Source organism: Lentzea sp., from assembly GCF_036380075.1.
Classification (GTDB): domain Bacteria; phylum Actinomycetota; class Actinomycetes; order Mycobacteriales; family Pseudonocardiaceae; genus Lentzea.
In genome coordinates this window covers 1-20278 of record NZ_DASVFL010000166.1, presented here as the reverse complement: position 1 = coordinate 20278, position 20278 = coordinate 1, and the positions used below count along the sequence as shown (strand labels likewise).

The window sequence follows — 20278 nt, the reverse complement described above, 5'->3', positions numbered from 1 at the left end:
CGTGCGGCACGCCGACGGGCGCGAGTGGCGGGTGGGACTGGCCGAGCAGCCGGTGCCGCCGCGGCCGGCGAGCTGCGGGAAGTCCCCCGACATCGCGGTCGCGCTGGTGGCGACGGCGATCGACCAGCTGGTGAAGGTGCGTCACTAGGCGGGGGCACGGTCGTGGACGCCACCGGGGACGTCGAGCGGACCTACGGGGAGTTCCCGGCCGCCCTGTCGCCCTGATGGCCCGCGCCGGGCACGGTCGCCGAGAACACCCCGATCCCCAGCGCGTACGGGTCGTCGAGGCCCACCGTCGCGAGCGTCTCCGCCGGCAGCGCCAGCAGCGAGATCGCCACGCCGAGGAAGTAGGCGTCCAGCAGTCCCGTGTCGCGCACGGTCGAGGGCAGCCCGGCCGCCTGCTGCAGGGCCGCGCCCGCCTCGGCGTTGGCCAGGACCATGCCCGACAACGCCTCGCGCACACCCGGACGGCGCACGGCCTCCAGGTACAGCTCCACCATCGCGAGCATCTGCGTCGGGTCGTCGGCGACCGCGCGGCGCAGCAGGGCCGGGTACAGCTCGGCCACGTCGCAGGCGTCGATGCCGGTGGGCGTGGTCTCGCGCAGGCGCTCGACGGCGGCCCGGTGCAGGGCGGTCATGCGGGCGGCGCAGGCGGTGAGGACGGCCTCGCGGGTCGGGAAGTAGTTCTTGGTGGTGCCGATGGGGACGCCGGCCTCGCGGTCGATCGCGCGGTGGGTCAGGCCCCGGCCGCCTTCCACCGCGAGGATCTGGATCGCGGTGTCGCACAGCAGGTCACGACGGCTCACGGTCCGGGACACTAGCAAGATCACCGCAGGTGCGGCGGTCAGGGGCGAACGTGCTGGTCCCGGCGGTCGCGGTCACCACCCCGCGTTCCACGACGAGGAACAGGCCGCACACGCAGCGCAGGTAGGAGACGGGGCCGTGGGCGGACAGGGCCGTGGCGGCGGGCCAGTGGCAGGCGGGGCAGGTGGCGATCATGCCCACCAGCGTGCTGTCATGGTCTAGTGCATTTCAACCCTTACGGCGGGGCGGCGGCCGAGCTCGCCGCGAAGCTCGTCAACGCCGACCCCGGCACACCCCTGTTCGACGTGCTCGCGGCGTCGGACTACAAGCCGCTGATCCCGCTCACCGCCGCCCAGGAGCGGGACGTGCGGGACTGGGTCGAACGGCTCCGGCAGGTCTTCCGCGACCCCGGCGCCGACCTGCTCAACGCGCTGCTCGCCGAGTCGTCGACCACCCCGTACATCTCCACCCACGACGGCCGCGCGCCGCACCTGCACTACGCGCGCGCCGACGCGCCGATCGACGTGCGGATCAAGGCCTACACCGCCGCCGGGATGGCGGCGGTGTACTGCGAGGACGCCGGGCGCATCGGCTGGTGCGGCCGGGAGGGCTGCGGCGAGGTGTTCGTCGACACCAGCCGCAACGGCAAGCGCCGGTTCTGCTCGACCAGGTGCGCGAACCGCGTCGCGGTGGCCCAGCACCGCAGCCGGCGCAGCGCGTGACTCACTTGTCGATGACGTTGTGCAGCCTGCGCGCCTTGTACTCCGAGCCGGACTCCAGCCCGTAGGTCAGCGCGCGGTAGTCGGTGCCCCAGTCGCCGCGCTGCTCGTAGGCGAAGTAGCGGTTCTTCGCCGTGTCGGTCCAGCGGTCGAAGATGACGGCGTGGCGGCTGTTGCCGTCGCCGATGGCGTCGATGACGAGGTCGCCGCGCTTGAGCTCGCCCATGGTGATCGCGAACGTCCAGGTGCCGGAGGCGAGGCCGACGGTGTTGGGGCCGGGCTGGTCGAGCCGCGCGGCCATGGAGGCGTAGCCGGAGCAGTCCTGGCGGTAGCCGTCGCTCCAGGTCCGGTCCTGCGAGTAGGGCACGCGGGTGCCGTTGTTGGCGGTCAGCCAGCCGTTGGCGCGGTTGATGATCTCGTAGCGGTACACCGGCGACGCCGCCGCGTGCGCCGGGGACACCAGGGTGCTCAGGGCGACGAGTGCGGCCGCGGCCATCGCGAGGACTCTCATGCGTGCTACTCCCATTCCGTGGATCACCTGTGGGCGCTTAGGGTCGGTTCATGGAGCTGACGGAGCTGTGTTTCGCCGGTGTGGCCAGGCAGGCGCAGGCCGTGCGGTCCGGTGAGGTGACCGCCCGCGACCTCGTCGCCGAGCACCTGCGCCGCATCGACCGGCTCGACCCGCGGCTCAACGCGTTCCGGCTGGTCTTCGCCGAGCAGGCCCTCGCCGACGCCGACCGCCTGGACGCCTCCGGTGAGGACCTGCCGTTGCGGGGTGTGCCGATCGCGGTCAAGGAGGACATCGCGGTCGCGGGCCTGCCCACGACCCAGGGCACCAACGCCGCCCGCACCCCGCAGCCCGCCGACTCCGAGATCGTGCGGCGGCTGCGCGCCGCGGGCGCGGTGGTCATCGGCCGCACCCGCATGCCCGAGCTGGGGCTGTGGCCGTTCACCGAGAGCTCCTGGGCTGCGCCGACGCGCAACCCGTGGTCGCTCGCGCACTCCCCCGGCGGTTCCAGCGGCGGGTCGGCCGCGGCCGTGGCGGCGGGGCTCGCGGCGGCCGCGATCGGCACCGACGGCGCCGGGTCGATCCGCATCCCCGCCGCCGTGACCGGCCTGTTCGGGCTCAAGCCCCAGCGCGGCCGCGTCTCGCTGTCCCCGGAACGCGAGAGGTGGGGCGGAATGGTCGTGGCCGGGCCGATCACCCGCACCGTCGCGGACTGGGCGCTGGTCGCCGACCAGCTCCACGGCGCCGCACCCGGTGACGCGCACGTCGCCCACCCGCCGCGCACCAGTTTCACCGAGGCCGCGCGGACCGACCCGGGACGACTGCGCATCGGGGTGTCGCTGCGGCCGTGGGGTCCGGGCATCGCCCTCGACGGCGAGGTCCGCGACGCCGTGCAGGACACCGCCGCGCTGCTCACCGACCTCGGCCACGACGTCGTGCGCCTGGACCCGCCGATGCGCGACGTCGTCGCCTCCACCCAGTTCGCCGTGCGCTACCTGCGCAACGCCCACCTCGCGCGCGCCGGCACGGAGTCGCCGAACCTCGTCGAACCGCGCACCCGCACGGCCGCGGAACTGGGCCGGCGACTCCCGCGCGGTCTCGTGCGCTGGGCGCTCAAGGACGACGCGTCGCTCACGGCGTACGCGAACCGCGTGTTCGGCACGGTCGACGTGCTGCTGACCCCGGCGCTGACCCGCCCGCCGATCCGCGTGGGCGAGTGGGACGGCCGCGGCGTCGTGCCGGCGTTGCTCGCGGCCGCGCACTACACGACGTTCCTGCCGCTGTGGAACATCACCGGCAACCCCGCCGCGTCGGTCCCCGCCGGTCGCAGCTCCTCGGGCCTGCCGCTGGCCGTGCAGCTCGTGGGCCGCCAGCACGACGAGTGCACGCTGCTGTCGGTGTCCGCCCAGCTGGAACGCGCCCGGCCGTGGGCGGACCGGATCCCCTCCGGCCTCGGTCACGCGAACTAGGATAGTACGAGTACGGACTATCCGAGGGCGTATCGGTCAGAAGCCGTGCCGGCCCAGCTCGTCGAGCAGGTCGCGGTCCGCGGCGTGCCGGGACCGGATGTGGTCCAGGTACTCGGCGAACGCGTCGGGCTGCAACCCCCGCAGCTGCCGCAGCCACCCCACAACGACGTCCTGCTCCTCGGCACCGCCGCGGGCCAGCTCCACCTCGACGACGCGCCGGTAGACCTCGACCGCGAGCCGCCCGCCGTCGCGGACCAGGTGCTCCACCAGCTCGGCGCGCAACGGCGGCCAGTCGTCGGTGTGCACGACCAGCGCGCGCAGCTTGAGGTAGACCTCGAGGCTCGGCCGGGTCAGGAACGCCTCCCGGCACACCGCGACGGCCTCCCCCGCGTCGCCGTGCCGCAGGTGCTCCTCCACGGCCAGGTCGATCAGCCGCAGCGCCGCGCCCCGGCCGCCGACCGCGCGCAGCCCGCGGTGCACCCACTGCAGCGCCTCACCCGAGCGGCCGCTGTCCCGCAGCACGGTCGCGACCTGCAGGTAGTGCCAGCCCGAGGACAGGTCCTTGGTGAGCACGAGCAGTTGCAGGTCGACGTCCCCGGTGTACTCGGCGAGCTCCTCCATGACCCGCAGCAACGCCCACCGCGCCCGGTCGTAGCGGCCGGTCTGCCCGAACCCGATCACCGGCAGCGGCGCGAACAACGCCACCGCCCGGTCGCGGTAGTGCGCGAGCCCCTCGTCGTCGAGCGCCCCGGCGTAGGCGGCGAGGCCGACGTCGGGGGCGTCGGGGTGCTCCAGCTGCAGGTCCAGCAGCCAGTCGGCGAGCCGCACCGGGTCGGGCCGGGTCTCGGCGCACGCGCGGGCGTGGATGCCCAGGACCTGGTGGGCGAGCTCGGCCAGCTCGACCCGGTGCCGCCGGGTGCCCGCGGCTCCGCCGGCCAGCTGGGTGACCACGTTCTCGATCAGCGCGACCAGCTCGGGACCGGGGTCGGTCACGAGCAGTGACTGCAGCTCGACCGAGACGGCGGTGAGGGTCTGCCGGCGCGCGGGCCAGTCGAGGGACTCGCTGTCGGCCTCGACGAGCGCGGAGGCGACGGTGGCGGGCAGCGAATCCATCACAACATCATTCCGTTGTAGCCCGGTCGAGTACTACAGATGTCCCTCGAACGGATTTAAGGTTCACTGTTCGTGTTCGAATACCGGCAGCTCAGCGAGCTTGCGCGTCAGCACGGCCCGTTCCCGGTCGTTCCCGCACAGCCGGACCGCCCGCTCCAGCTCGGTGCGCGCCTGCTCGATCCGGCCCAGCCGCCGCAGCAGCTCCCCGCGCACGCCCGGCAGCTGGTGGGAGTCCTTGAACGCGTCACTGCCCGCGAGCGCGTCGACGAGCGGCAGCGCCGCCTCGGGTCCCTGCGCCATCGACACGGCCACCGCCCGGTTGAGGTCCACGACCGGGGACGGGGCGAGACGGCCGAGGCCGTCGTAGAGCGCGACGATGCGGCCCCAGTCCGTGTCCTGGACCGACGAGGCGAGGGCGTGGCATTCGGCGATGGCGGCCTGCAGCCCGTAGTAGCCGTACCCGCGGCCGGCGTCGGTCGCGCGGGCGAGCGCGGCACGGCCGCGGGCGATGGCGGAGCGGTCCCAGCGGCGCCGGTCCTGGTCCTGCAGCAGCACGGTCTCGCCGTCGGGGCCGCGCCGCGCCGGGAAGCGGGCGGCGGTGAGCTCCAGCAGCGCGAGCAGGCTGTGCACCTCGGGCTCGGCGGGCATGAGCCGCGACAGGATCCGGGCCAGCCGCTGCGCCTCACCGGCCAGGTCCAGGCGCAGGACCTCGTCACCGGAGGTGGCCGACGAGCCCTCGGTGAAGATCAGGTAGAGCACGCTGAGGACCTGCGCCAGCCGCGCGGGCCGTTCGGCGACCGGCGGCACCTCGAACGGCACGCCCGCCGCGCCCAGGGTCTTCTTCGCGCGGGTGATGCGGGCCTGCACGGTCGCGGTCGGCACCAGGAACGCCCGCGCGATCTCGTCGCTGGTCAGGCCGCCGACCACGCGCAAGGTCAGCGCGACCCCCGCCTCCCGCGACAGCACGGGGTGGCAGGAGGTGAACATCAGCGCGAGGGTGTCGTCGTCGATCTGGTCCGGGTCCCACAGCACGTCGTCCGGTGCGGCACCGGGGTCGGTGGCGCCGGTGAGAGCGCCGCCCTCGGGCAGGCGGTGCGCCAGGGCGGCGTACTTCTCGTCACGGGTGCTGCGGCGGCGGAACGCGTCGATCGCACGCCGTCTGCCCACGGTGAGCAGCCAGCCCGCGGGGTTGGCCGGCACGCCCTCGCGCGGCCAGGTCACCAGCGCCTCGGCGAGGGCTTCCTGGGCGAGGTCCTCGGCCAGGGCGAAGTCGCCGGTGTAGCGGGTGAGCGCACCGATGATCCTGGCGGAGTCGATGCGCCACACCGCGGCGACGGCCTTGCGTCCCGTGGGGTCGCTGCTGCTCATGCGGCTATGAGATCAGAGCTGGCCGGTGGACTCCCGCCAGGCCCGCTCCTTGCGGATCCACTCGTTGTCCTGCGGGAACTCGTCGATCGTGGTGACGCGGCGGATCTCGGTCTTGAACCCGGCGGCGGTCATCGGCGTGCGCTTGGCCCACTCGACCGCGTCCTCGATCGAGGGCACGTTGATCAGGTAGAAGCCGTTGAACAGCTCCTTGGTCTCCCCGTACGGGCCGTCGGTGACGACCGGCGGTTCGGAGGAGAAGTCGACGACCACGCCCTCCTCGGCCGGCGCGAGGCCCTCGGCGGCGACCAGGACGCCCGCGTTGATGAGCTCCTCGTTGAACCGGCCGACGGTCTCGATCATCGCGTCGAAGTCGAGCTCGCCGAGGTTGCCCCAGGCGTCGTCGGAGGTCACGCGCCAGATCAGCATGAACTTCATGATCAGTGTCTCCCGGTGGTTCGTGCGGGTCCACGGTGGACCCTGTCACGACCGGGTCGAACAAGCGGGCCGTTCGATCGACACACGCCGCCGAACTTTCTCAGGGTTTTCTGTTTCCGCCGGTCACGCGGACGAGCGGCCCGCCCCGGTGATCGGGACGGGCCGCTCGGCGTCGCGGTCGTGCTCGGGTCAGACCTGCTCGTCGGGCTGGTGCAGGGAGCGGGGCTGCTCGGCTTCCAGCTCGGGCACGGCGGCCGCGGCGGCGACGGAACGCGGCGGGGTGCCCAGCGGGCCGGGCACCTCCTGACGCGCCACCGCCTCCGCGGCGGCGACGGCCTCGGCGACCTTCGGGTCGGACTTGAGGTCGAACCAGGCGGCGACCGACTCGTCGTCGTCCTCGGGCCTGGGCCGCTCGGCGTCGTCGGCCGGGGCCTCGTAGCGGAAGACGCCGTCGTCGCCGGGCGCGCCGAGCATGCGGGCGAAGCCCTCCAGGGCCTTGCCGTAGTCGGACGGGATCATCCAGACCTTGTTCGCGTCGCCCTGCGCCATCTGCGGCAGCGTCTGCAGGTACTGGTAGGCCAGCACCTCCGGGGTGGGCTTGCCGTCCTTGATCGCGCCGAAGACCTTCTCGATGGCCTTGGCCTGGCCCTGGGCCTGCAGGTAGCGGGCGGCGCGTTCACCCTGCGCGCGCAGGATCTGCGACTGCCGCTCACCCTCGGCCGACAGGATCGAGGCCTGCTTGGCGCCCTCGGCGGCGAGGATCTGCGACTGCTTCTGGCCCTCGGCGGTCTTGATCGAGGACTCGCGCTGGCCCTCGGCGGTGAGGATCATGGCGCGCTTCTCGCGGTCGGCGCGCATCTGCTTCTCCATCGAGTCCTGGATGGAGGGCGGCGGGTCGATCGACTTGAGCTCCACGCGCGCCACCCGCAGGCCCCACCGGCCGGTCGCCTCGTCGAGGACACCGCGCAGCTGGCCGTTGATGTGGTCGCGGGAGGTCAGCGTCTCCTCGAGGCTCATGCCGCCGACGAGGTTGCGCAGCGTCGTGATGGTGAGCTGCTCGACACCGACGATGTAGTTGGAGATCTCGTACACCGCGGACCGCGGGTCGGTGACCTGGAAGTACACGACCGTGTCGATGGAGACGGTGAGGTTGTCCTGGGTGATCACCGGCTGCGGCGGGAACGACACGACCTGCTCGCGCAGGTCGATGCGGGCACGCACCTTGTCGATGAACGGCACCATGATGTTCAGGCCGGGCGCCGCGGTGGTGCGGAAACGGCCGAGGCGCTCGATGACTGCGGCCTGCGCCTGCGGGATGACCAGCACCGACTTGACGGCGAGGATCAACACGAACAGGGCGATCACGGCCACGACCACGAGGGTGATCGGGTCCAACTCGTTCACATCCTTCTACGGGGTCACACGGCCGCGATGACCACGGCGGTCGCTCCCGAGATCTCGACAACGGTGACGGCTTCGCCTTCTTCGACCACGGACCCGTCGAGGGTGCGGGCGCTCCAGGTGTCGCCGCCGATCTTGACCTGCCCGCCGTTCTCGTCCACCCGCGTCACCGCGACGGCCCTGCCGCCCAGCAGCGCCTCGTGGTGCATCCGGACGCTGGAGCCGAGCTGCAGCCGCTTCTTGAGCAGCGGCCGGGCCGTGACGATCAGGCCGAGCGAGGAGGCCGCGAAGACGAGCACGCTCACCAGGTCGGCGGCACCCAGTGCGGACACGCCCGCCGCGGCCAGCGCGGCGGTGCCGAGCATGACCAGCACGAAGTCACCGGAGAGGACTTCGGCGACGACGAGCAGGATCCCGACGATCAGCCAGATCAGCGCGGCCATGAGCCCATACATACACCACCTGGAGCAGCAGAAACCGGAATTCACCGCCCAGCGGACGCGACCGTTGCGAAATCGATCAGACATCTGCCGGATCCGGCCCCGGCCGTTCGTGCAAGCGGGTGACAGGCGCTTTCGGGGAAAGAACGGGAGGGGTGGCCGTGGTGCGGTGCTCGCGGGTCAGCGGTGCGGGACGGGTCAGTCCTGGGGGACGGTGACGAAGTCGATCAGCCGCTCGACGGCGCCGAGCAGGTCGGACTCGATGTCGCGGTAGCTGCTGACGGAGGTGAGCACGCGCTGCCAGCCCTCCCAGGTCTCGCCCCAGCCCAGCCGCCGGCAGACGCCGGTCTTCCAGTCGACGCCGCGCGGCACGTCGGGCCAGGCGTCGATCTTCACGGCCCGCGGTTTCACGGCCTGCCAGATGTCGACGTAGGGGTGGCCGGTGACGAGCACGTTGTCGTCGCGGACCTTCTCGACGAGGCGTTGTTCCTTGGAGCCGGCGACGAGGTGGTCGACCAGCACGCCCAGCCGCCGGTTCGGGGCGGTGCCGAACTCGTCGATGCGCTGCTGGAGCTCGTCGACGCCGTGCAGGGGTTCGACGACGATGCCCTCGACGCGCAGGTCGTGGCCCCAGACGCGTTCGACGAGCTCGGCGTCGTGCTTGCCCTCGACCCAGATACGGCTGGCCTTCGCGGTCCTGGCCCTCAGGCCCTCGACCTTGACCGAGCCCGACGCGGTGATCGTGGGTTTGTGCTGCGCCGGCATGGGCTTGACGAGCGTGACGGGTGTGCCGTCGACGAGGAACCCGGCGGGGGTGAGGGGGAAGAGCCGGTGGCGGCCGTGGCGGTCCTCCAGGACGACCCGGCCGTACTCGAACTTGACGACGGCGCCGCAGAAACCGCTGGCCGGGTCCTCGACGACCAGGCCGGGCGCGGCCTCGATCTCGGGGACCTTCTTGCGTTTGGGGCCAGAGAGGACGTCGCGGCCGTAGTCGTGGGAACGCACGGTTGGCGACCTTAGCCGTAGAACGGTTTGAAGGCGGTGAGCCACTCGTGGACGCGGCCGAGGTCGACGTCGGCGCCGTGCAGGTCGTGCCCGCCGTGCACGAAGTCCATCCAGTCGAACGCCGGGTCGCCGACGCAGGCGCGCGGGTCGATGGCCTTCGGCCCGTCCGGGCCCTGCAGGACGTTGCCGGGGTGCATGTCGCCGTGCAGCAGCACCGCCGGGACGTCGTCGTCGGCGAGCTTGCGGGCGCGGTGGTGCTCGGTGGCGTAGTAGGTGCCGGTGCGCCGCGGCAGCAGCGTCTCGAACAGGAAGTCGACGCGCGCCTTGAGCGGCGGGAAGCCCTTGGGCGGTGTCCGGTGCAGCCGCGGCAGCACCTTGGCGGGGTCGGTGGCGGGTGTGCCGGGGTGGAGGCGTTCGAGCAGCAGTGCGCCGCGGGGCAGGTCGGTGTCGAGCAGGTCGACCACGGCCGGGGTGCCGGCCCAGGCGGTGAGCGCGCGGGCCTCGTGGGCGGCGATGTCGAGGTCCGGGGTGAGCTTGAGGACCGCGGTGTCGCACAGGAACGTGGCGCCGGTGCCGCCGGGCACGTGGGTGGCGGTGGTGAGGCCCCAGCGGGCGCTGAGGGTGGCGACCAGGTCGGGCAGCGCGTCGATCCAGTGCGTGACGTCGCCGCCGAAGCGTCGGATGAGCCGGGATCTGGCGTCCTCGTCGATCACTCGGTTCAGGCTAGCGAGTCGGCCCCGGCTTGTCGGCGGAACTGGTACTCCGCCAGAGCGGGCCGCCACAGCCCGGTGGCGTCGAAGCACATGCCGAGCAGCGCCAGGTCCGCACCGTCCCCGGCGACGGCGACCTTGCCGTCGACGACCCACCGGTTCGCCGGCAGCACCGGCACGGGCCAGCCGACCACGACGAGCCGGTCGCACACCAGCCGCTGCAGCCGGCCGCCGTCGTTGTCGACGATCACCGCCGGGGTGTCCACGTCGAGGTCGCGGACCGTGGCGTGCGGGTAGCGGCGCACGCCCATGTCGGCGAGCGCGTCCGCGCCAGGTCCGATCAGGTGAACCGGCCCGAATCTGCGCGCCAGTGCCGCGGCCGCCTGCGCGCCGAGATCGGCCGTGCCGACCACGACGATCCGCTCGAAATAAGTCATGTCCCCCGTGCCCGCATTCACCATTCGAATGTTTTCGCAGGTCAGATGCCGATCAAAAGATAGGGGAACGATGATCGGCGCGTCAATGTCCGAATTCTGAACAGCGAATCAGGAATGGTGTTGTTCGAGCGTGATGACTTTTCTTGGTTTTCGCCGTGTCTCACCGCGTGACGGCACCGCGGGGGTGGGACGTCGTGGTTTTCAGCGGCAGGTCAGAACGCGGGCCACGGGATGGCGGGCCAGTCGCCGGACGGTTCGGGGTAGACGCCGGCGGCCAGGAGCTTGTCGAGGCGTTCGCCGACGGCGCGGACCTCGGCGCGGGTGAGGTGGTCGTGCAGCGTCTCCCCCAGGCCGGCGTCGAGTGCGGACCGCAGCCGGCGCAGCGCGTCGAGCGCCTCGGCGCCCAGGGGGTCGCGAGCCCAGCCCCACAGCACGGTGCACAGCTTGGGTTCGACGTGCAGGCAGATGCCGTGGTCGACGCCGTGCACGGAGCCGTCGAGGGCGTGCAGGACGTGGCCGCCCTTGCGGTCGGCGTTGTTGACGACGACGTCGAAGGCGGACATCACCGCGATGCGGGGGTGGTCGGCGTGCACGAGCACGGCGGGGTCGCCGAAGCGGTCGTGGGCGTGCAAGACGGGGATCCAGCCGGGTTTGACGTCGTCGACGGCGACGATGTCGACGAGCTCGTCCTCGTCGCGGGTGTCGACCCACAGCTGCACCATGCCGCTGCCGAACGGGCCGGGGCGCAGCACGGTGGGCGGGACGACGTCGAACCCGGCGGCGGCGGAGATGAGGTAGGTGGCGACCTCGCGGCCGGCGAGGGTGCCGTCCGGGAAGTCCCACAGCGGGCGTTCGCCGCGCACGGGCTTGTAGACGCACTGGGCGTCGACGCCGTCGAGGGAGATCTTGCAGAACAGGGTGGCGTTGGAGGCGTCGACGAGACGGCCCTCGACCTCGATGCGGCCATGAGTCAGCAACTCGATGGCCGCGGCGGTGTCCACGTCAGTCTTCCTCGGTGCGGCGGTAGCCGTTCTGCCGCGGGCAGATGTGGCCGTCCGGGTCGAGCGGTTCGGCGCACAGGGGGCAGGGTTTGCGGCCGGCGTTGACGACGCGGTCGGCGCGTTCGGCGAAGGCGCGGGCCGCGGACGGGGACAGGAACACCCGCACGGCGTCGGGGCCTTCCTCGGTGTCGTCGAGCACGACGGCCTCGTCGACCTCCTCCTCGGAGACCGCGAGGAGCTCGATCACGACGGCCTTGGACTCGGCGTCCCAGCCCAGTCCCATGGTGCCGACGCGGAACTCCTCCTCGACAGGGACGTCGAGGGGCTGGGTGTCGAGGTCGTCCGGCGGGGCGTCGTCGGGCACGTCGGTGCCGAAGCGGCGGTTCACCTCCTCGAGCAACGAGCCGATGCGTTCGGCGAGGACCTGGACCTGCTGCTTCTCGAGCGCGACGCTGATCAACCTGCTCTGCTCGGAGGCCTGCAGGTAGAAGGTGCGGTCGCCGGGCTGCCCGACGGTTCCTGCGATGAACCGGTCGGGTGCGCGGAATACATGAATGACGCGAGCCATGGCCCCTACGACAGTAGGCCACGCGGAGATCGTCGGCAGGTCCTCCCCCACCAAACACTCCGCGTATAGGGTCGGGTTGTGGTGAAGATCGCTTCGTACGGGACGTGGACCTCGCCGATCAGCGCCGGCGACACCTCGAAGCCGGGGGGTGGGTTCCAGTGGGCCGACCTCGCCGGTGAGCGGGTGTGGTGGGCGGAGAGCCGGCCTGCCGAGGGTGGCCGGGTGGCGCTGGTGCGCGACGGGGTGGACGTGCTGCCCGCGCCGTGGAACGCCCGCAACCGGGTGCACGAGTACGGCGGCCGGCCGTTCGTGGTGCTGGCCGAGGACCGGGTGGCGTTCACGAACTGGGACGACCAGCGCGTGTACGTGTTCAACCCCGACGCCCCGGAGCCGGTGGCGCTGACACCGGAGCCGCAGCGCCACCACGGGGTGCGGTTCGCCGACCTGTCCGCGGGCCCGGACGGCGAGGTGTGGTGCGTGCGGGAGACGATCACCGGGGACGCGCGCACCGACGTGCGCCGCGACCTGGTGGCGATCACCTCCTCGGGTGAGATCCGGGTGCTGGGGGCCTCGCACCACTTCATGACGGGCCCGAAGGTCAGCCCGGACGGCACGAAGCTCGCGTGGATCGGCTGGGACCACCCGCGGATGCCGTGGGACGGCTCCGAGCTGTGCGTCGCCGACATCGGCTCGTCCGAGCACCGCGTGGTGTCGGGGTCGGACACCGAGGCGGTGTGCCAGTTCGAGTGGGAGGGTCAAGACCTGCTGGCGCTGACCGACCCGGACGGCTGGTGGAACCTGTTCCGCGTCTCCCCGGACGGCTCGCGCACCAACCTGGCGCCGTGTGAGGAGGAGCTGGGCGGGCCGATGTGGCGGCTGGGCAACCGCTGGTTCGCCACCCTCTCGCCGGGCCGCTACCTGGTGGTGCGGTCCGGGCACCTGGCGGTGCTGGACGAGCGCAGCGCGACGGTGACCGACGTGCAGACCGACCTGCCGACGTGGGCGCCGGAGCTGTCGGTGCGCGACGGCGTGGTCGTCTGCGGCGCCGCGGGGCCGACCAGCGAGTTCGCGGTGGTGCGGCTGGACCTGTCCAACGGGGAGCTGACGTACCTGACCGGCGGGGAGGCCTCGCCGCAGGACGCGTACGTGCCGGTGCCGGTGGAGCGGGTGTTCGGGGAGATCCCGGCGTACGTGTACCCGCCGTCGAACCCGGACTTCGCGGCGCCCGAGGGGGAGCTGCCGCCGTACGTGGTGCACGTGCACGGCGGTCCGACGGGCCGGGCGCTGCCCAAGCTCGACTCGGACATCGCGTACCTGACCAGCCGCGGCATCGGGGTGGTGGCGGTCAACTACGGCGGGTCGACCGGCTACGGGCGGGCGTTCCGCGAGCGGCTGCGCGAGCAGTGGGGTGTGGTGGACGTGGAGGACTGCGCGTTCGTGGCCCAGCAGCTGGCGAAGGAGGGCACGGCGGACCCGGGCCGGCTGGGCATCCGCGGCGGGTCGGCGGGCGGCTGGACGTCGGCGGCGTCGCTGACCTCGACGGACGTGTACCGGTGCGGGATGGTGGCGTTCCCGATCCTGGACCTGGTGGGCTGGACGTCGGAGGGCGGCGAGACGCACGACTTCGAGTCGCGCTACGTCGAGGGCCTGGTGGGCACGCTGCCGGAGGCGGCGGACCGCTACGCCGAGCGGTCGCCGTCGGCGAAGGCCAGGTCGGTGTCGGGCCCGGTGCTGCTGCTGCAGGGCCTGGAGGACGAGATCTGCCCGCCGGAGCAGGCGGACCGGTTCGCCGCTGACCTGGCCGGGTCGGGCATCCCGCACGCCTACCTCACGTTCGAGGGCGAGCAGCACGGTTTCCGCAAGGCCGAGAACATCAAAGCGGCGCTGGAGGCGGAGCTGTCGTTCTACGGGCAGGTGTTCGGCTTCGTGCCGCCGGGTGTGCCGGTGCTGGAGCTGTCGAAGTGAGCTCGCTGTCGTGAGTGTGCTGTCCGCCGGGGACCGGGTCGCGCTGGTGTCCCCGGCCGGTCCGGCGCTGCCCGAACGGCTCGCCGCCGGGGTCGGGGTGCTGCGGTCGTGGGGGCTGGCGGTGACGGCGCCGGCGGTCGCGCCGTGGTCGCTGCCCTATCTGGCGGGGTCGGACGAGGCGCGGGCGGCGGAGTTCGTGTCGGGCTGGTGCTCGGACGTGGCGGCGGTGTTCTGCGTGCGCGGCGGCTACGGGTGTCTGCGGATGACGGACCTGGTGCCGTGGAAGGACCTGCCGCCGCGGGTGTTCGTGGGCTCCTCGGACGTGACGGTGCTGCACACCGAGCTGAACCTGGTGGGTCAGCCGACGGTGTTCGGGCCGATGCCGGGGACGTCGGACTTCGTGGACGACCCGCTGGCGCAGTCGCGGCTGCACGCGCTGCTGTTCGAGGGAGTGCGGTCGTGGACGGCGGGGGTGCCGCTGGTGCCCGGTGTCGCGCGCGGGGTGCTCACGGGCGGGAACTGCGCGTTGCTGGCGGCGTCGGTGGGCGGGCCGCGGTGGGCGCGGCCGGCGGACGGGTCGCTGGCGTTGCTGGAGGACGTCGGGGAGGAGCCGTACCGGCTGGACCGGCTGCTGACGCAGCTGCTGCGGGCGGGCTGGTTCGAGCCGGTGTCGGGGATCGTGCTGGGGTCGTGGACGGGCTGCGGTGACGTGGCGTCGGTGCTGCAGGACCGGTTGTCGGGGCTGGGGGTGCCGATCCTGGGCGAGTTCGGGTTCGGGCACTGCGCCGGGTCGTGGTCGTTGCCGCTGGGCGTGCCCGCGGAGCTGGACGCCTCGGCGGGCACGATCACTCTGCTGTAGACGCGTCCGGGGTGGCGGTGTCACCCCCGGACGCGGTCGGTCAGTGGCCGGACCTGCGGTGGTGTGCGCCGAGGCGGACCTGGTCGGTCTGGTCGCCGAGGGCGGCGATGCGGTCGGCGAGTCCGGGCTGGCTCGCCCGCAGTCCCGGTCCGGCGTCCGCGAGCGGCCCGAGCAGACCGGCCGCGTCCTGCCCGGCCAGCGCCTGCTGCACCGCGGCGTCGTGCGGTCCCACCCTGGCGGCGAGCCCGCGCAGCACGGCGGCGTTCTCGCGGGCCCAGGCGGCGACAGCCTTGTCGCCGGCGCGGCGGTCGCGTTCGGCCTGGACGCGTTCGTCGCCGGTGCCGGGCTCGCCGGTGCGCCGCACGCGCAGGTAGCGCTTCTCCGCCGCCTGTCTGCTGGCGACGCCGAGCGCGGGGGCGAGGTCGGCCCAGCTGGTGCCGAGGGCGCGGGCGGCCTCGATCAGCTGCGGCTCCCAGCCCGACAGCTCGTCGCGCAGCTGCCGGAGCAGCATCAACGCCGCCAGCACCTCGGTGGCGGTGCCCGGTTCGGCGGCCGCGGCGCGGACCGCGTCGTAGTCGTTCGTCATGTCGTCCTCCCGATGACACTCGGCACTTGTCATCGTTTCGACGACATGCTACAACGGTGGGGCAGCGCATTGACAGTCCACGAGAACAAACAGGAGGTGTCAGATGTTGATGCGCACTGACCCGTTCCGCGAGCTGGACCGGCTGACGCAGCAGGTGTTCGGCGGTTCGGGCACGTGGTCGCGGCCCACGGCGATGCCGATGGACGCCTACCGCGACGGCGACCGGTTCGTCGTGTGCTTCGACCTGCCGGGCGTGTCCCCGGACGCGATCGAGCTCGACGTCGAGCGCAACGTGCTGACGGTCAAGGCGGAACGCCGGCCCGTGGGCACGGACGTGGAGATGCAGGTGTCGGAGCGGCCGCTGGGCGTGTTCTCCCGCCAGCTGTTCCTCGGCGACACCCTCGACACCGAGCACATCGACGCGCAGTACGACGCGGGTGTGCTGACGCTGCGGATCCCCATCGCCGAACGCGCGAAGCCCCGCAAGATCGCGATCACCTCGGCCGACGAGACGCCCAAGCAGATCGACGCCTGACTCACCCCGGCGGGCGGCAGCCGACCGGGTGATGCCAGGTAGGCTTCCGCCCGCCATGAGACCCCAGCCCCCATGGGCGGCGTTGGACTTCTACGCGTCCAACACCGACCTCTACGCCGATCCCCGACTGGTGGAACGGGTCGACTACCGGCGCCGGTTCAAGCGGCACCGGCCCCGCACCCCCTCCGTCGTCCTCGCCCCGCACGGCGGCGGCATCGAGGTCGGCACGTCGGAGCTGTGCCTCGCGGTCGCGGGCCTGCACCCCGGCACGCGGGTGCCGATCGGCCAGACGCACGACTACTGGATGTTCGAGGGCCTGCGCACCGCGGCCAACGACGAGCTGCACGTGACGTCGTCGCACTGCGACGACCGCGTGGCCCGCGCCCTCGTCTCCGGTGCCACCCACGCCCTGGGCCTGCACGGCTGCACCGCCGCGGCGGCGGGCCTGGAGGACCACGACCGGGCGGTGCTCGTCGGCGGCCGCGACGCGCTGCTGCGCGCGGAGCTGCTGACCCGGTTGCGCCGCGCCGGGTTCCACACGGTCGACGCCGCCGACCACCCGGTGCTGGGCGGCTACGACCGGGCGAACATCGCCAACCGCACGCGGTCGGGGCGGGGCGCGCAGCTGGAGCTGACCACGCCGCTGCGCACGGCGATGTTCGAGGAGAACTCGCGCTCGGACCGCCGCCACACCACGACCGAGGTGTTCTGGGACTTCGTGCACGCCTGCCGGGCGGCGCTGGCGGCACGCGAGGCGGTGGCCAGGTGATGCGGTTGAACGCGGTCACCATCGGCACGGCGCGGCCACGGGTGCTGGCGGAGTTCTACGCGCGGCTGTTCGGCGTGGAGCCCTCGGCGCTGGGGGACGACTGGGCGCAGGTCCGCACGCCGGGCGGGATGACGGTGAACCTGGAACGCGAACACGAGTTCCGGCGGCCGGTGTGGCCGGCCAGGGCGGGCGAACCGGTCGCGACGCAGCACCTGGACGTCCAGGTCGACGACCTCGACGCCGCGGCCGGGCACGCGGTGGCGTGCGGGGCGGTGCTCGCGGACGTGCAGCCGCAGGACGACGTCCGGGTCTTGCTCGACCCGGACGGTCACCCGTTCTGCCTCTACCTGTAACGCTCTACAGGTACTTCTTCAGCTCCCGCTTGGCCAGGGACATGCGGTGGACCTCGTCGGGTCCGTCGGCCAGGCGCAGGGTGCGGGCGGCGGCCCACAGCTCGGCGAGCGGGGTGTCCTGGCTGACGCCGCCGGCGCCGTGGGCCTGGATGGCCTTGTCGAGGACCCACTCGGTCATCAGCGGGGTGCCGATCTTGATGGCCTGGATCTCGGTGTGGGCGCCCTTGTTGCCGACGGTGTCCATCAGCCACGCGGTCTTGAGCACGAGCAGGCGGGCCTGTTCGATGCGGACGCGGGCCTCGGCGATCCACTCCTGCACGACGCCCTGGGTGGCGATGGGCTTGCCGAACGCCACGCGTGACACGGCGCGGCGGCACATCAGCTCGAGGGCGCGTTCGGCCATGCCGATCAGGCGCATGCAGTGGTGGATGCGGCCGGGGCCCAGGCGCGCCTGCGCGATCGCGAAGCCCTCGCCCTCCCCCGCGATCAGGTTGGAGGCGGGGACGCGGACGTCGTCGAAGACGATCTCGGCGTGGCCGCCGTGGGCGTGGTCGCCGTAGCCGAAGACGCGCATCTCGCGTTCGACGCGGACACCGGGGGTGTCGCGCGGGACGAGGATCTGCGACTGCTGGCGGTGCCGGTCGGCGCCGGGGTCGGTCTTGCCCATCACGATGAAGATCGCGCAGTTCGGGTTCATCGCGCCCGAGGACCACCACTTGCGGCCGTTGATGACGTAGTCGTCGCCGTCGCGTTCGATGCGGGTGGCGATGTTGGTGGCGTCGGAGGAGGCGACGTCGGGTTCGGTCATGCAGAACGCGGAGCGGATCTCGCCGTCGAGCAGCGGCTGCAGCCACTGCTTCTTCTGCTCGTCGGTGCCGAACATGGCGAGGACTTCCATGTTGCCGGTGTCCGGCGCGGCGCAGTTGAGCGCCTCGGGTGCGAGGTGGGGGCTGCGGCCGGTGATCTCGGCGAGCGGCGCGTACTGCAGGTTCGTCAGGCCGCCGCCGTGCTCGGCGTCCGGGAGGAACAGGTTCCACAGGCCCTGGCGGCGGGCCTCGTCCTTGAGCTCGGCGAGGACCGGCTGGCGTTCCCACGGGTCGGCGGCGTCGTGCAGCTGCTGTTCCAGCACGGCCTCGGCCGGGTAGACGAACTCGTCCATGAACGTGAGGAGCCTGGTGCGCAGTTCCTCGGTCTTGGCGTCGAAGGCGAAGTCCATGACTCAGAGCTCCTTGTGGGCGGCGGCGAGTCCCTGCCGCACGAGCGGGACGGTGAACGCGCCGAGCTTCTCGAAGCCGGCGCCGACGGTCTTGCCGCTGGCGAAGCGGAAGTGGATGCCCTCGACGATCACGGCGAGCTTGAAGTAGCCGAAGGCGACGTACCAGCCGAGCCCGGAGGTGTCGGTGCCGGTGCGGGCGGTGTAGCGGGCGACGAGCTCGTCGGCGGTCGGGAACCCGGGCAACGAGGTCACCCCGCCGGTGATGGGGTCGCTGCCGGTGTTCGGGTCGGAGCCGAGGCCGGCCCAGTAGACGTAGAGCAGGCCGAGGTCGGCGAGCGGGTCGCCGAGGGTGGCCATCTCCCAGTCCAGGACGGCGCTGATGTCCAGCGGGTCCCGCGTGACGAGTGCGTTGTCGAGGCGGTAGTCGCCGTGGATGATCGTGGCCCGCGGCGAGTCCGGGACGGTGGCGGCGAGCTTGTCGCGCAGCTCGTCGATGCCGGGCAGGTCGCGGCTGCGGGAGGCGTCGAGCTGCTTGCCCCACCTTTTGACCTGCCGGGCCAGGAACCCCTCCGGGCGGCCGAAGTCCCCCAAGCCGACGGAGGCCGGGTCGACGGAGTGCAGGTCGGCGAGCACGTCGACCAGGCGGTGCGAGATCGAGGTCGCCATGTCCGGGGTGAGCCACGGGCACTGCGACCGCTCGCGCAGCGCGGCACCGGGCATCTGCTCCATGAGGTAGAACGGCGCGCCGATGACCGCCGGGTCCTCGACGAGCCGGTAGGCGTGCGGCACGGGCACGGAGGTGTCGGCGAGGGCGGAGATGACCCGGAACTCGCGCGCCATGTCGTGCGCGGTCGCCAGCACGTGGCCCAGCGGCGGGCGGCGCAGCACCCACCGCTGCGTGCCGTCGGTGACGCTGTAGGTGAGGTTGGAGCGGCCGCCGCGGAACAGCTCGCCGGTCAGCGGGCCCGTGCCCAGGTGTGCGGCCAGCGCGTCCAGGTCGAGTCCGGGCAGTTCGGAGCCGGGCAGATCCGGTCCGGGCAGGTCGGTCACAGGTTCACTCCGAGGGTGGCGAGGTTCGTGCGGGTGCTGTCGGCGTCGGTGTGGCGGAAGGCGTGCATGCCCACGGCCCGCGCTGCCTCGACGTTGACGGGCGCGTCGTCGAAGAACACCGCCCGCCCGGCCTCGACGCCGACCTGGTCGAGGGTGTGGCGGTAGATGCGCTCGTCGGGTTTGCGCAGCCCGACGCGGCCGCTGATCACGACGGTGTCGAACAGCTCGACCAGCAGGTCCTTCGGGTAGCCCTCACCCCAGCTGTTGGACAGCAGCGCCGTGTGCAGACCCGCGGCGCGGGCCTTGCGGACGAGCTCGACCATCGCCGGGTCGGGGGTGGCGCCGCCGAACATGCGCCGCAGCAGCCCGGCCTCGTCGATGCGCGCACCGGAGGTGGTGATGAGCTCGGCGGCCAGCAGCCGTTCGAACTCGGCCACGGTCAGCTCCCCGGTCTCCAGGCGGGCGACGGGGTTGCCCGGCAGCGCGTCGCGGCTCATCCACTCGCGCATGATGCGGCCGTAGACCTCGCGGTCGATGGCCTCGGCGTGCAGCCACGCGCCGACGAACTCGGGCACGGAGACCGTCAGGACCCCGCCCCAGTCGAACACCAGCGCGTCGACGAGGGGTTGCTGCGGAAGTGTCGTGTCACCCACGACTCGGAGGGTACCGACCGGTCGGTATGTCGGCAACAGGGGCACCGGATCACCGGTGTGCGTTCTGGCCGCCGATCGGCCGGTGATCCATCCTGGAGCGCATGCCCGGCTACCGCGCGCTCGCCCAGGACCGGGAGTTCCGCGCCCTGTTCGTGGCGCACGTGGTGTCGGTCGCCGGGGACCAGTTCGCGCGGGTCGCGCTCACGGTGCACGTCTACGACCGGACGGCGAGCACGGGGCTGACGGCGCTGACGTACGCGTTGACGTTCCTGCCGGACCTGGTGGGCGGGCCGGTGCTCTCGGGACTGGCGGAC

General features: G+C 72.5%; 24 protein-coding genes and 1 pseudogene. 8 read left to right on the top strand and 17 right to left on the bottom strand.

Annotation, left to right across the window (positions count from 1 at the left end):
• Positions 1-191 precede the first annotated feature (191 nt).
• Positions 192-806, bottom strand: coding sequence for a TetR/AcrR family transcriptional regulator (locus tag VF330_RS19170; RefSeq protein ID WP_330852999.1), 615 nt, complete (start codon positions 804-806; stop codon positions 192-194).
• Positions 793-999, bottom strand: coding sequence for a hypothetical protein (locus tag VF330_RS19165; protein ID WP_330852998.1), 207 nt, complete (start codon positions 997-999; stop codon positions 793-795). Before VF330_RS19165 ends, VF330_RS19170 begins: the two co-directional genes overlap by 14 nt.
• Before the next feature lie 26 nt (positions 1000-1025).
• Between VF330_RS19165 and VF330_RS19160 the strand changes: the two genes are divergently transcribed.
• A complete protein-coding gene (locus tag VF330_RS19160) occupies positions 1026-1526 on the top strand; it encodes a CGNR zinc finger domain-containing protein (protein WP_330852997.1) in 501 nt (166 codons plus the stop codon).
• A 1-nt stretch (position 1527) separates the two neighbouring features.
• Here VF330_RS19160 and VF330_RS19155 read toward each other — a convergent pair whose 3' ends face one another.
• Positions 1528-2034, bottom strand: a complete 507-nt coding sequence (locus VF330_RS19155; RefSeq protein ID WP_330852996.1) for a hypothetical protein — start codon at positions 2032-2034, stop codon at positions 1528-1530.
• Between the two features lie 50 nt (positions 2035-2084).
• On the opposite strand from VF330_RS19155, the gene VF330_RS19150 reads away from it, so the two are divergent.
• Complete coding sequence (locus tag VF330_RS19150; protein ID WP_330852995.1) at positions 2085-3500, top strand: amidase; 1416 nt, start codon at positions 2085-2087, stop codon at positions 3498-3500.
• Between the two features lie 36 nt (positions 3501-3536).
• Here the strand turns inward: VF330_RS19150 and VF330_RS19145 are convergent, their stop codons facing one another.
• The 10 genes from VF330_RS19145 to VF330_RS19100 form a co-directional block, all read right to left on the bottom strand.
• Entirely contained in the window at positions 3537-4613 is a 1077-nt protein-coding gene (locus VF330_RS19145; protein ID WP_330852994.1) for a hypothetical protein, read from the bottom strand.
• A gap of 63 nt (positions 4614-4676) precedes the next feature.
• Positions 4677-5981 carry an RNA polymerase sigma factor gene (locus VF330_RS19140; protein WP_330852993.1) on the bottom strand — a complete coding sequence of 435 codons (1305 nt, stop codon included), beginning with the start codon at positions 5979-5981 and terminating at the stop codon, positions 4677-4679.
• A gap of 12 nt (positions 5982-5993) precedes the next feature.
• On the bottom strand, positions 5994-6416 hold the full coding sequence (locus tag VF330_RS19135) for a YciI family protein (RefSeq protein WP_330852992.1): 423 nt from the start codon (positions 6414-6416) through the stop codon (positions 5994-5996).
• 189 nt (positions 6417-6605) lie between these two features.
• A complete protein-coding gene (locus VF330_RS19130) occupies positions 6606-7811 on the bottom strand; it encodes an SPFH domain-containing protein (protein ID WP_414675403.1) in 1206 nt (401 codons plus the stop codon).
• A gap of 23 nt (positions 7812-7834) precedes the next feature.
• The gene (locus tag VF330_RS19125; protein WP_330852991.1) at positions 7835-8260 is read right to left on the bottom strand and encodes an NfeD family protein; all 426 of its coding nucleotides are present in this window, start codon (positions 8258-8260) and stop codon (positions 7835-7837) included.
• Between the two features lie 195 nt (positions 8261-8455).
• Complete coding sequence (locus VF330_RS19120) at positions 8456-9262, bottom strand: DUF3097 domain-containing protein (protein ID WP_330852990.1); 807 nt, start codon at positions 9260-9262, stop codon at positions 8456-8458.
• 11 nt (positions 9263-9273) lie between these two features.
• A complete protein-coding gene (locus VF330_RS19115) occupies positions 9274-9975 on the bottom strand; it encodes an aminoglycoside phosphotransferase family protein (RefSeq protein WP_330852989.1) in 702 nt (233 codons plus the stop codon).
• Positions 9976-9980: 5 nt separating this feature from the next.
• Entirely contained in the window at positions 9981-10409 is a 429-nt protein-coding gene (locus VF330_RS19110) for a hypothetical protein (RefSeq protein ID WP_330852988.1), read from the bottom strand.
• 212 nt (positions 10410-10621) lie between these two features.
• Complete coding sequence (locus VF330_RS19105; RefSeq protein WP_330852987.1) at positions 10622-11410, bottom strand: SCO1664 family protein; 789 nt, start codon at positions 11408-11410, stop codon at positions 10622-10624.
• Position 11411: 1 nt separating this feature from the next.
• Positions 11412-11978 (bottom strand): DUF3090 domain-containing protein, encoded by a 567-nt coding sequence (locus VF330_RS19100; protein ID WP_330852986.1) that lies wholly within the window; start codon positions 11976-11978, stop codon positions 11412-11414.
• Between the two features lie 78 nt (positions 11979-12056).
• Here VF330_RS19100 and VF330_RS19095 point away from each other — a divergent pair, with 78 nt between their 5' ends.
• Together VF330_RS19095 and VF330_RS19090 are read left to right on the top strand one after the other, a co-directional pair.
• On the top strand, positions 12057-13943 hold the full coding sequence (locus VF330_RS19095; protein WP_330852985.1) for a prolyl oligopeptidase family serine peptidase: 1887 nt from the start codon (positions 12057-12059) through the stop codon (positions 13941-13943).
• A 10-nt stretch (positions 13944-13953) separates the two neighbouring features.
• On the top strand, positions 13954-14802 hold the full coding sequence (locus tag VF330_RS19090; protein ID WP_330852984.1) for an LD-carboxypeptidase: 849 nt from the start codon (positions 13954-13956) through the stop codon (positions 14800-14802).
• A gap of 40 nt (positions 14803-14842) precedes the next feature.
• Here the strand turns inward: VF330_RS19090 and VF330_RS19085 are convergent, their stop codons facing one another.
• Complete coding sequence (locus tag VF330_RS19085) at positions 14843-15388, bottom strand: HSP18 transcriptional regulator (protein ID WP_330852983.1); 546 nt, start codon at positions 15386-15388, stop codon at positions 14843-14845.
• A 103-nt stretch (positions 15389-15491) separates the two neighbouring features.
• Here VF330_RS19085 and VF330_RS19080 point away from each other — a divergent pair, with 103 nt between their 5' ends.
• Genes VF330_RS19080 through VF330_RS19070 form a run of 3 tightly spaced genes read left to right on the top strand, consistent with a single transcriptional unit; the run spans position 15492 to position 17045 of the window.
• Entirely contained in the window at positions 15492-15923 is a 432-nt protein-coding gene (locus tag VF330_RS19080) for an Hsp20/alpha crystallin family protein (RefSeq protein WP_330852982.1), read from the top strand.
• Positions 15924-15978: 55 nt separating this feature from the next.
• Complete coding sequence (locus tag VF330_RS19075) at positions 15979-16692, top strand: poly-gamma-glutamate hydrolase family protein (protein WP_330852981.1); 714 nt, start codon at positions 15979-15981, stop codon at positions 16690-16692.
• Between the two features lie 5 nt (positions 16693-16697).
• Positions 16698-17045 carry a VOC family protein gene (locus tag VF330_RS19070; protein WP_330852980.1) on the top strand — a complete coding sequence of 116 codons (348 nt, stop codon included), beginning with the start codon at positions 16698-16700 and terminating at the stop codon, positions 17043-17045.
• A 4-nt stretch (positions 17046-17049) separates the two neighbouring features.
• On the opposite strand, the gene VF330_RS19065 is transcribed toward VF330_RS19070, so the two are convergent.
• The 3 genes from VF330_RS19065 to VF330_RS19055 are packed head-to-tail and all read right to left on the bottom strand — an operon-like array spanning position 17050 to position 19964.
• Positions 17050-18261 carry an acyl-CoA dehydrogenase family protein gene (locus VF330_RS19065; protein ID WP_330852979.1) on the bottom strand — a complete coding sequence of 404 codons (1212 nt, stop codon included), beginning with the start codon at positions 18259-18261 and terminating at the stop codon, positions 17050-17052.
• A 3-nt stretch (positions 18262-18264) separates the two neighbouring features.
• Positions 18265-19287 (bottom strand): phosphotransferase family protein, encoded by a 1023-nt coding sequence (locus tag VF330_RS19060; RefSeq protein WP_330853000.1) that lies wholly within the window; start codon positions 19285-19287, stop codon positions 18265-18267.
• A 20-nt stretch (positions 19288-19307) separates the two neighbouring features.
• A complete protein-coding gene (locus tag VF330_RS19055; protein ID WP_330852978.1) occupies positions 19308-19964 on the bottom strand; it encodes an HAD family phosphatase in 657 nt (218 codons plus the stop codon).
• 101 nt (positions 19965-20065) lie between these two features.
• Here VF330_RS19055 and VF330_RS19050 point away from each other — a divergent pair.
• Positions 20066-20278 (top strand): annotated as a pseudogene (locus VF330_RS19050) (MFS transporter); the annotation flags it as partial.

Excerpts from the sequence above, each read along its gene's own strand:
- VF330_RS19165 (WP_330852998.1), bottom strand. The coding sequence starts at position 999 with ATGATCGCCACCTGCCCCGCCTGCCACTGGCCCGCCGCCACGGCCCTG.
- VF330_RS19100 (WP_330852986.1), bottom strand. The coding sequence starts at position 11,978 with ATGGCTCGCGTCATTCATGTATTCCGCGCACCCGACCGGTTCATCGCA.
- VF330_RS19080 (WP_330852982.1), top strand. The coding sequence starts at position 15,492 with ATGTTGATGCGCACTGACCCGTTCCGCGAGCTGGACCGGCTGACGCAG.
- VF330_RS19125 (WP_330852991.1), bottom strand. The coding sequence starts at position 8,260 with ATGGCCGCGCTGATCTGGCTGATCGTCGGGATCCTGCTCGTCGTCGCC.
- VF330_RS19155 (WP_330852996.1), bottom strand. The coding sequence starts at position 2,034 with ATGAGAGTCCTCGCGATGGCCGCGGCCGCACTCGTCGCCCTGAGCACC.
- VF330_RS19135 (WP_330852992.1), bottom strand. The coding sequence starts at position 6,416 with ATGAAGTTCATGCTGATCTGGCGCGTGACCTCCGACGACGCCTGGGGC.
- VF330_RS19065 (WP_330852979.1), bottom strand. The coding sequence starts at position 18,261 with ATGGACTTCGCCTTCGACGCCAAGACCGAGGAACTGCGCACCAGGCTC.
- VF330_RS19075 (WP_330852981.1), top strand. The coding sequence starts at position 15,979 with ATGAGACCCCAGCCCCCATGGGCGGCGTTGGACTTCTACGCGTCCAAC.
- VF330_RS19145 (WP_330852994.1), bottom strand. The coding sequence starts at position 4,613 with ATGGATTCGCTGCCCGCCACCGTCGCCTCCGCGCTCGTCGAGGCCGAC.
- VF330_RS19150 (WP_330852995.1), top strand. The coding sequence starts at position 2,085 with ATGGAGCTGACGGAGCTGTGTTTCGCCGGTGTGGCCAGGCAGGCGCAG.
- VF330_RS19085 (WP_330852983.1), bottom strand. The coding sequence starts at position 15,388 with ATGACGAACGACTACGACGCGGTCCGCGCCGCGGCCGCCGAACCGGGC.
- VF330_RS19110 (WP_330852988.1), bottom strand. The coding sequence starts at position 10,409 with ATGACTTATTTCGAGCGGATCGTCGTGGTCGGCACGGCCGATCTCGGC.
- VF330_RS19140 (WP_330852993.1), bottom strand. The coding sequence starts at position 5,981 with ATGAGCAGCAGCGACCCCACGGGACGCAAGGCCGTCGCCGCGGTGTGG.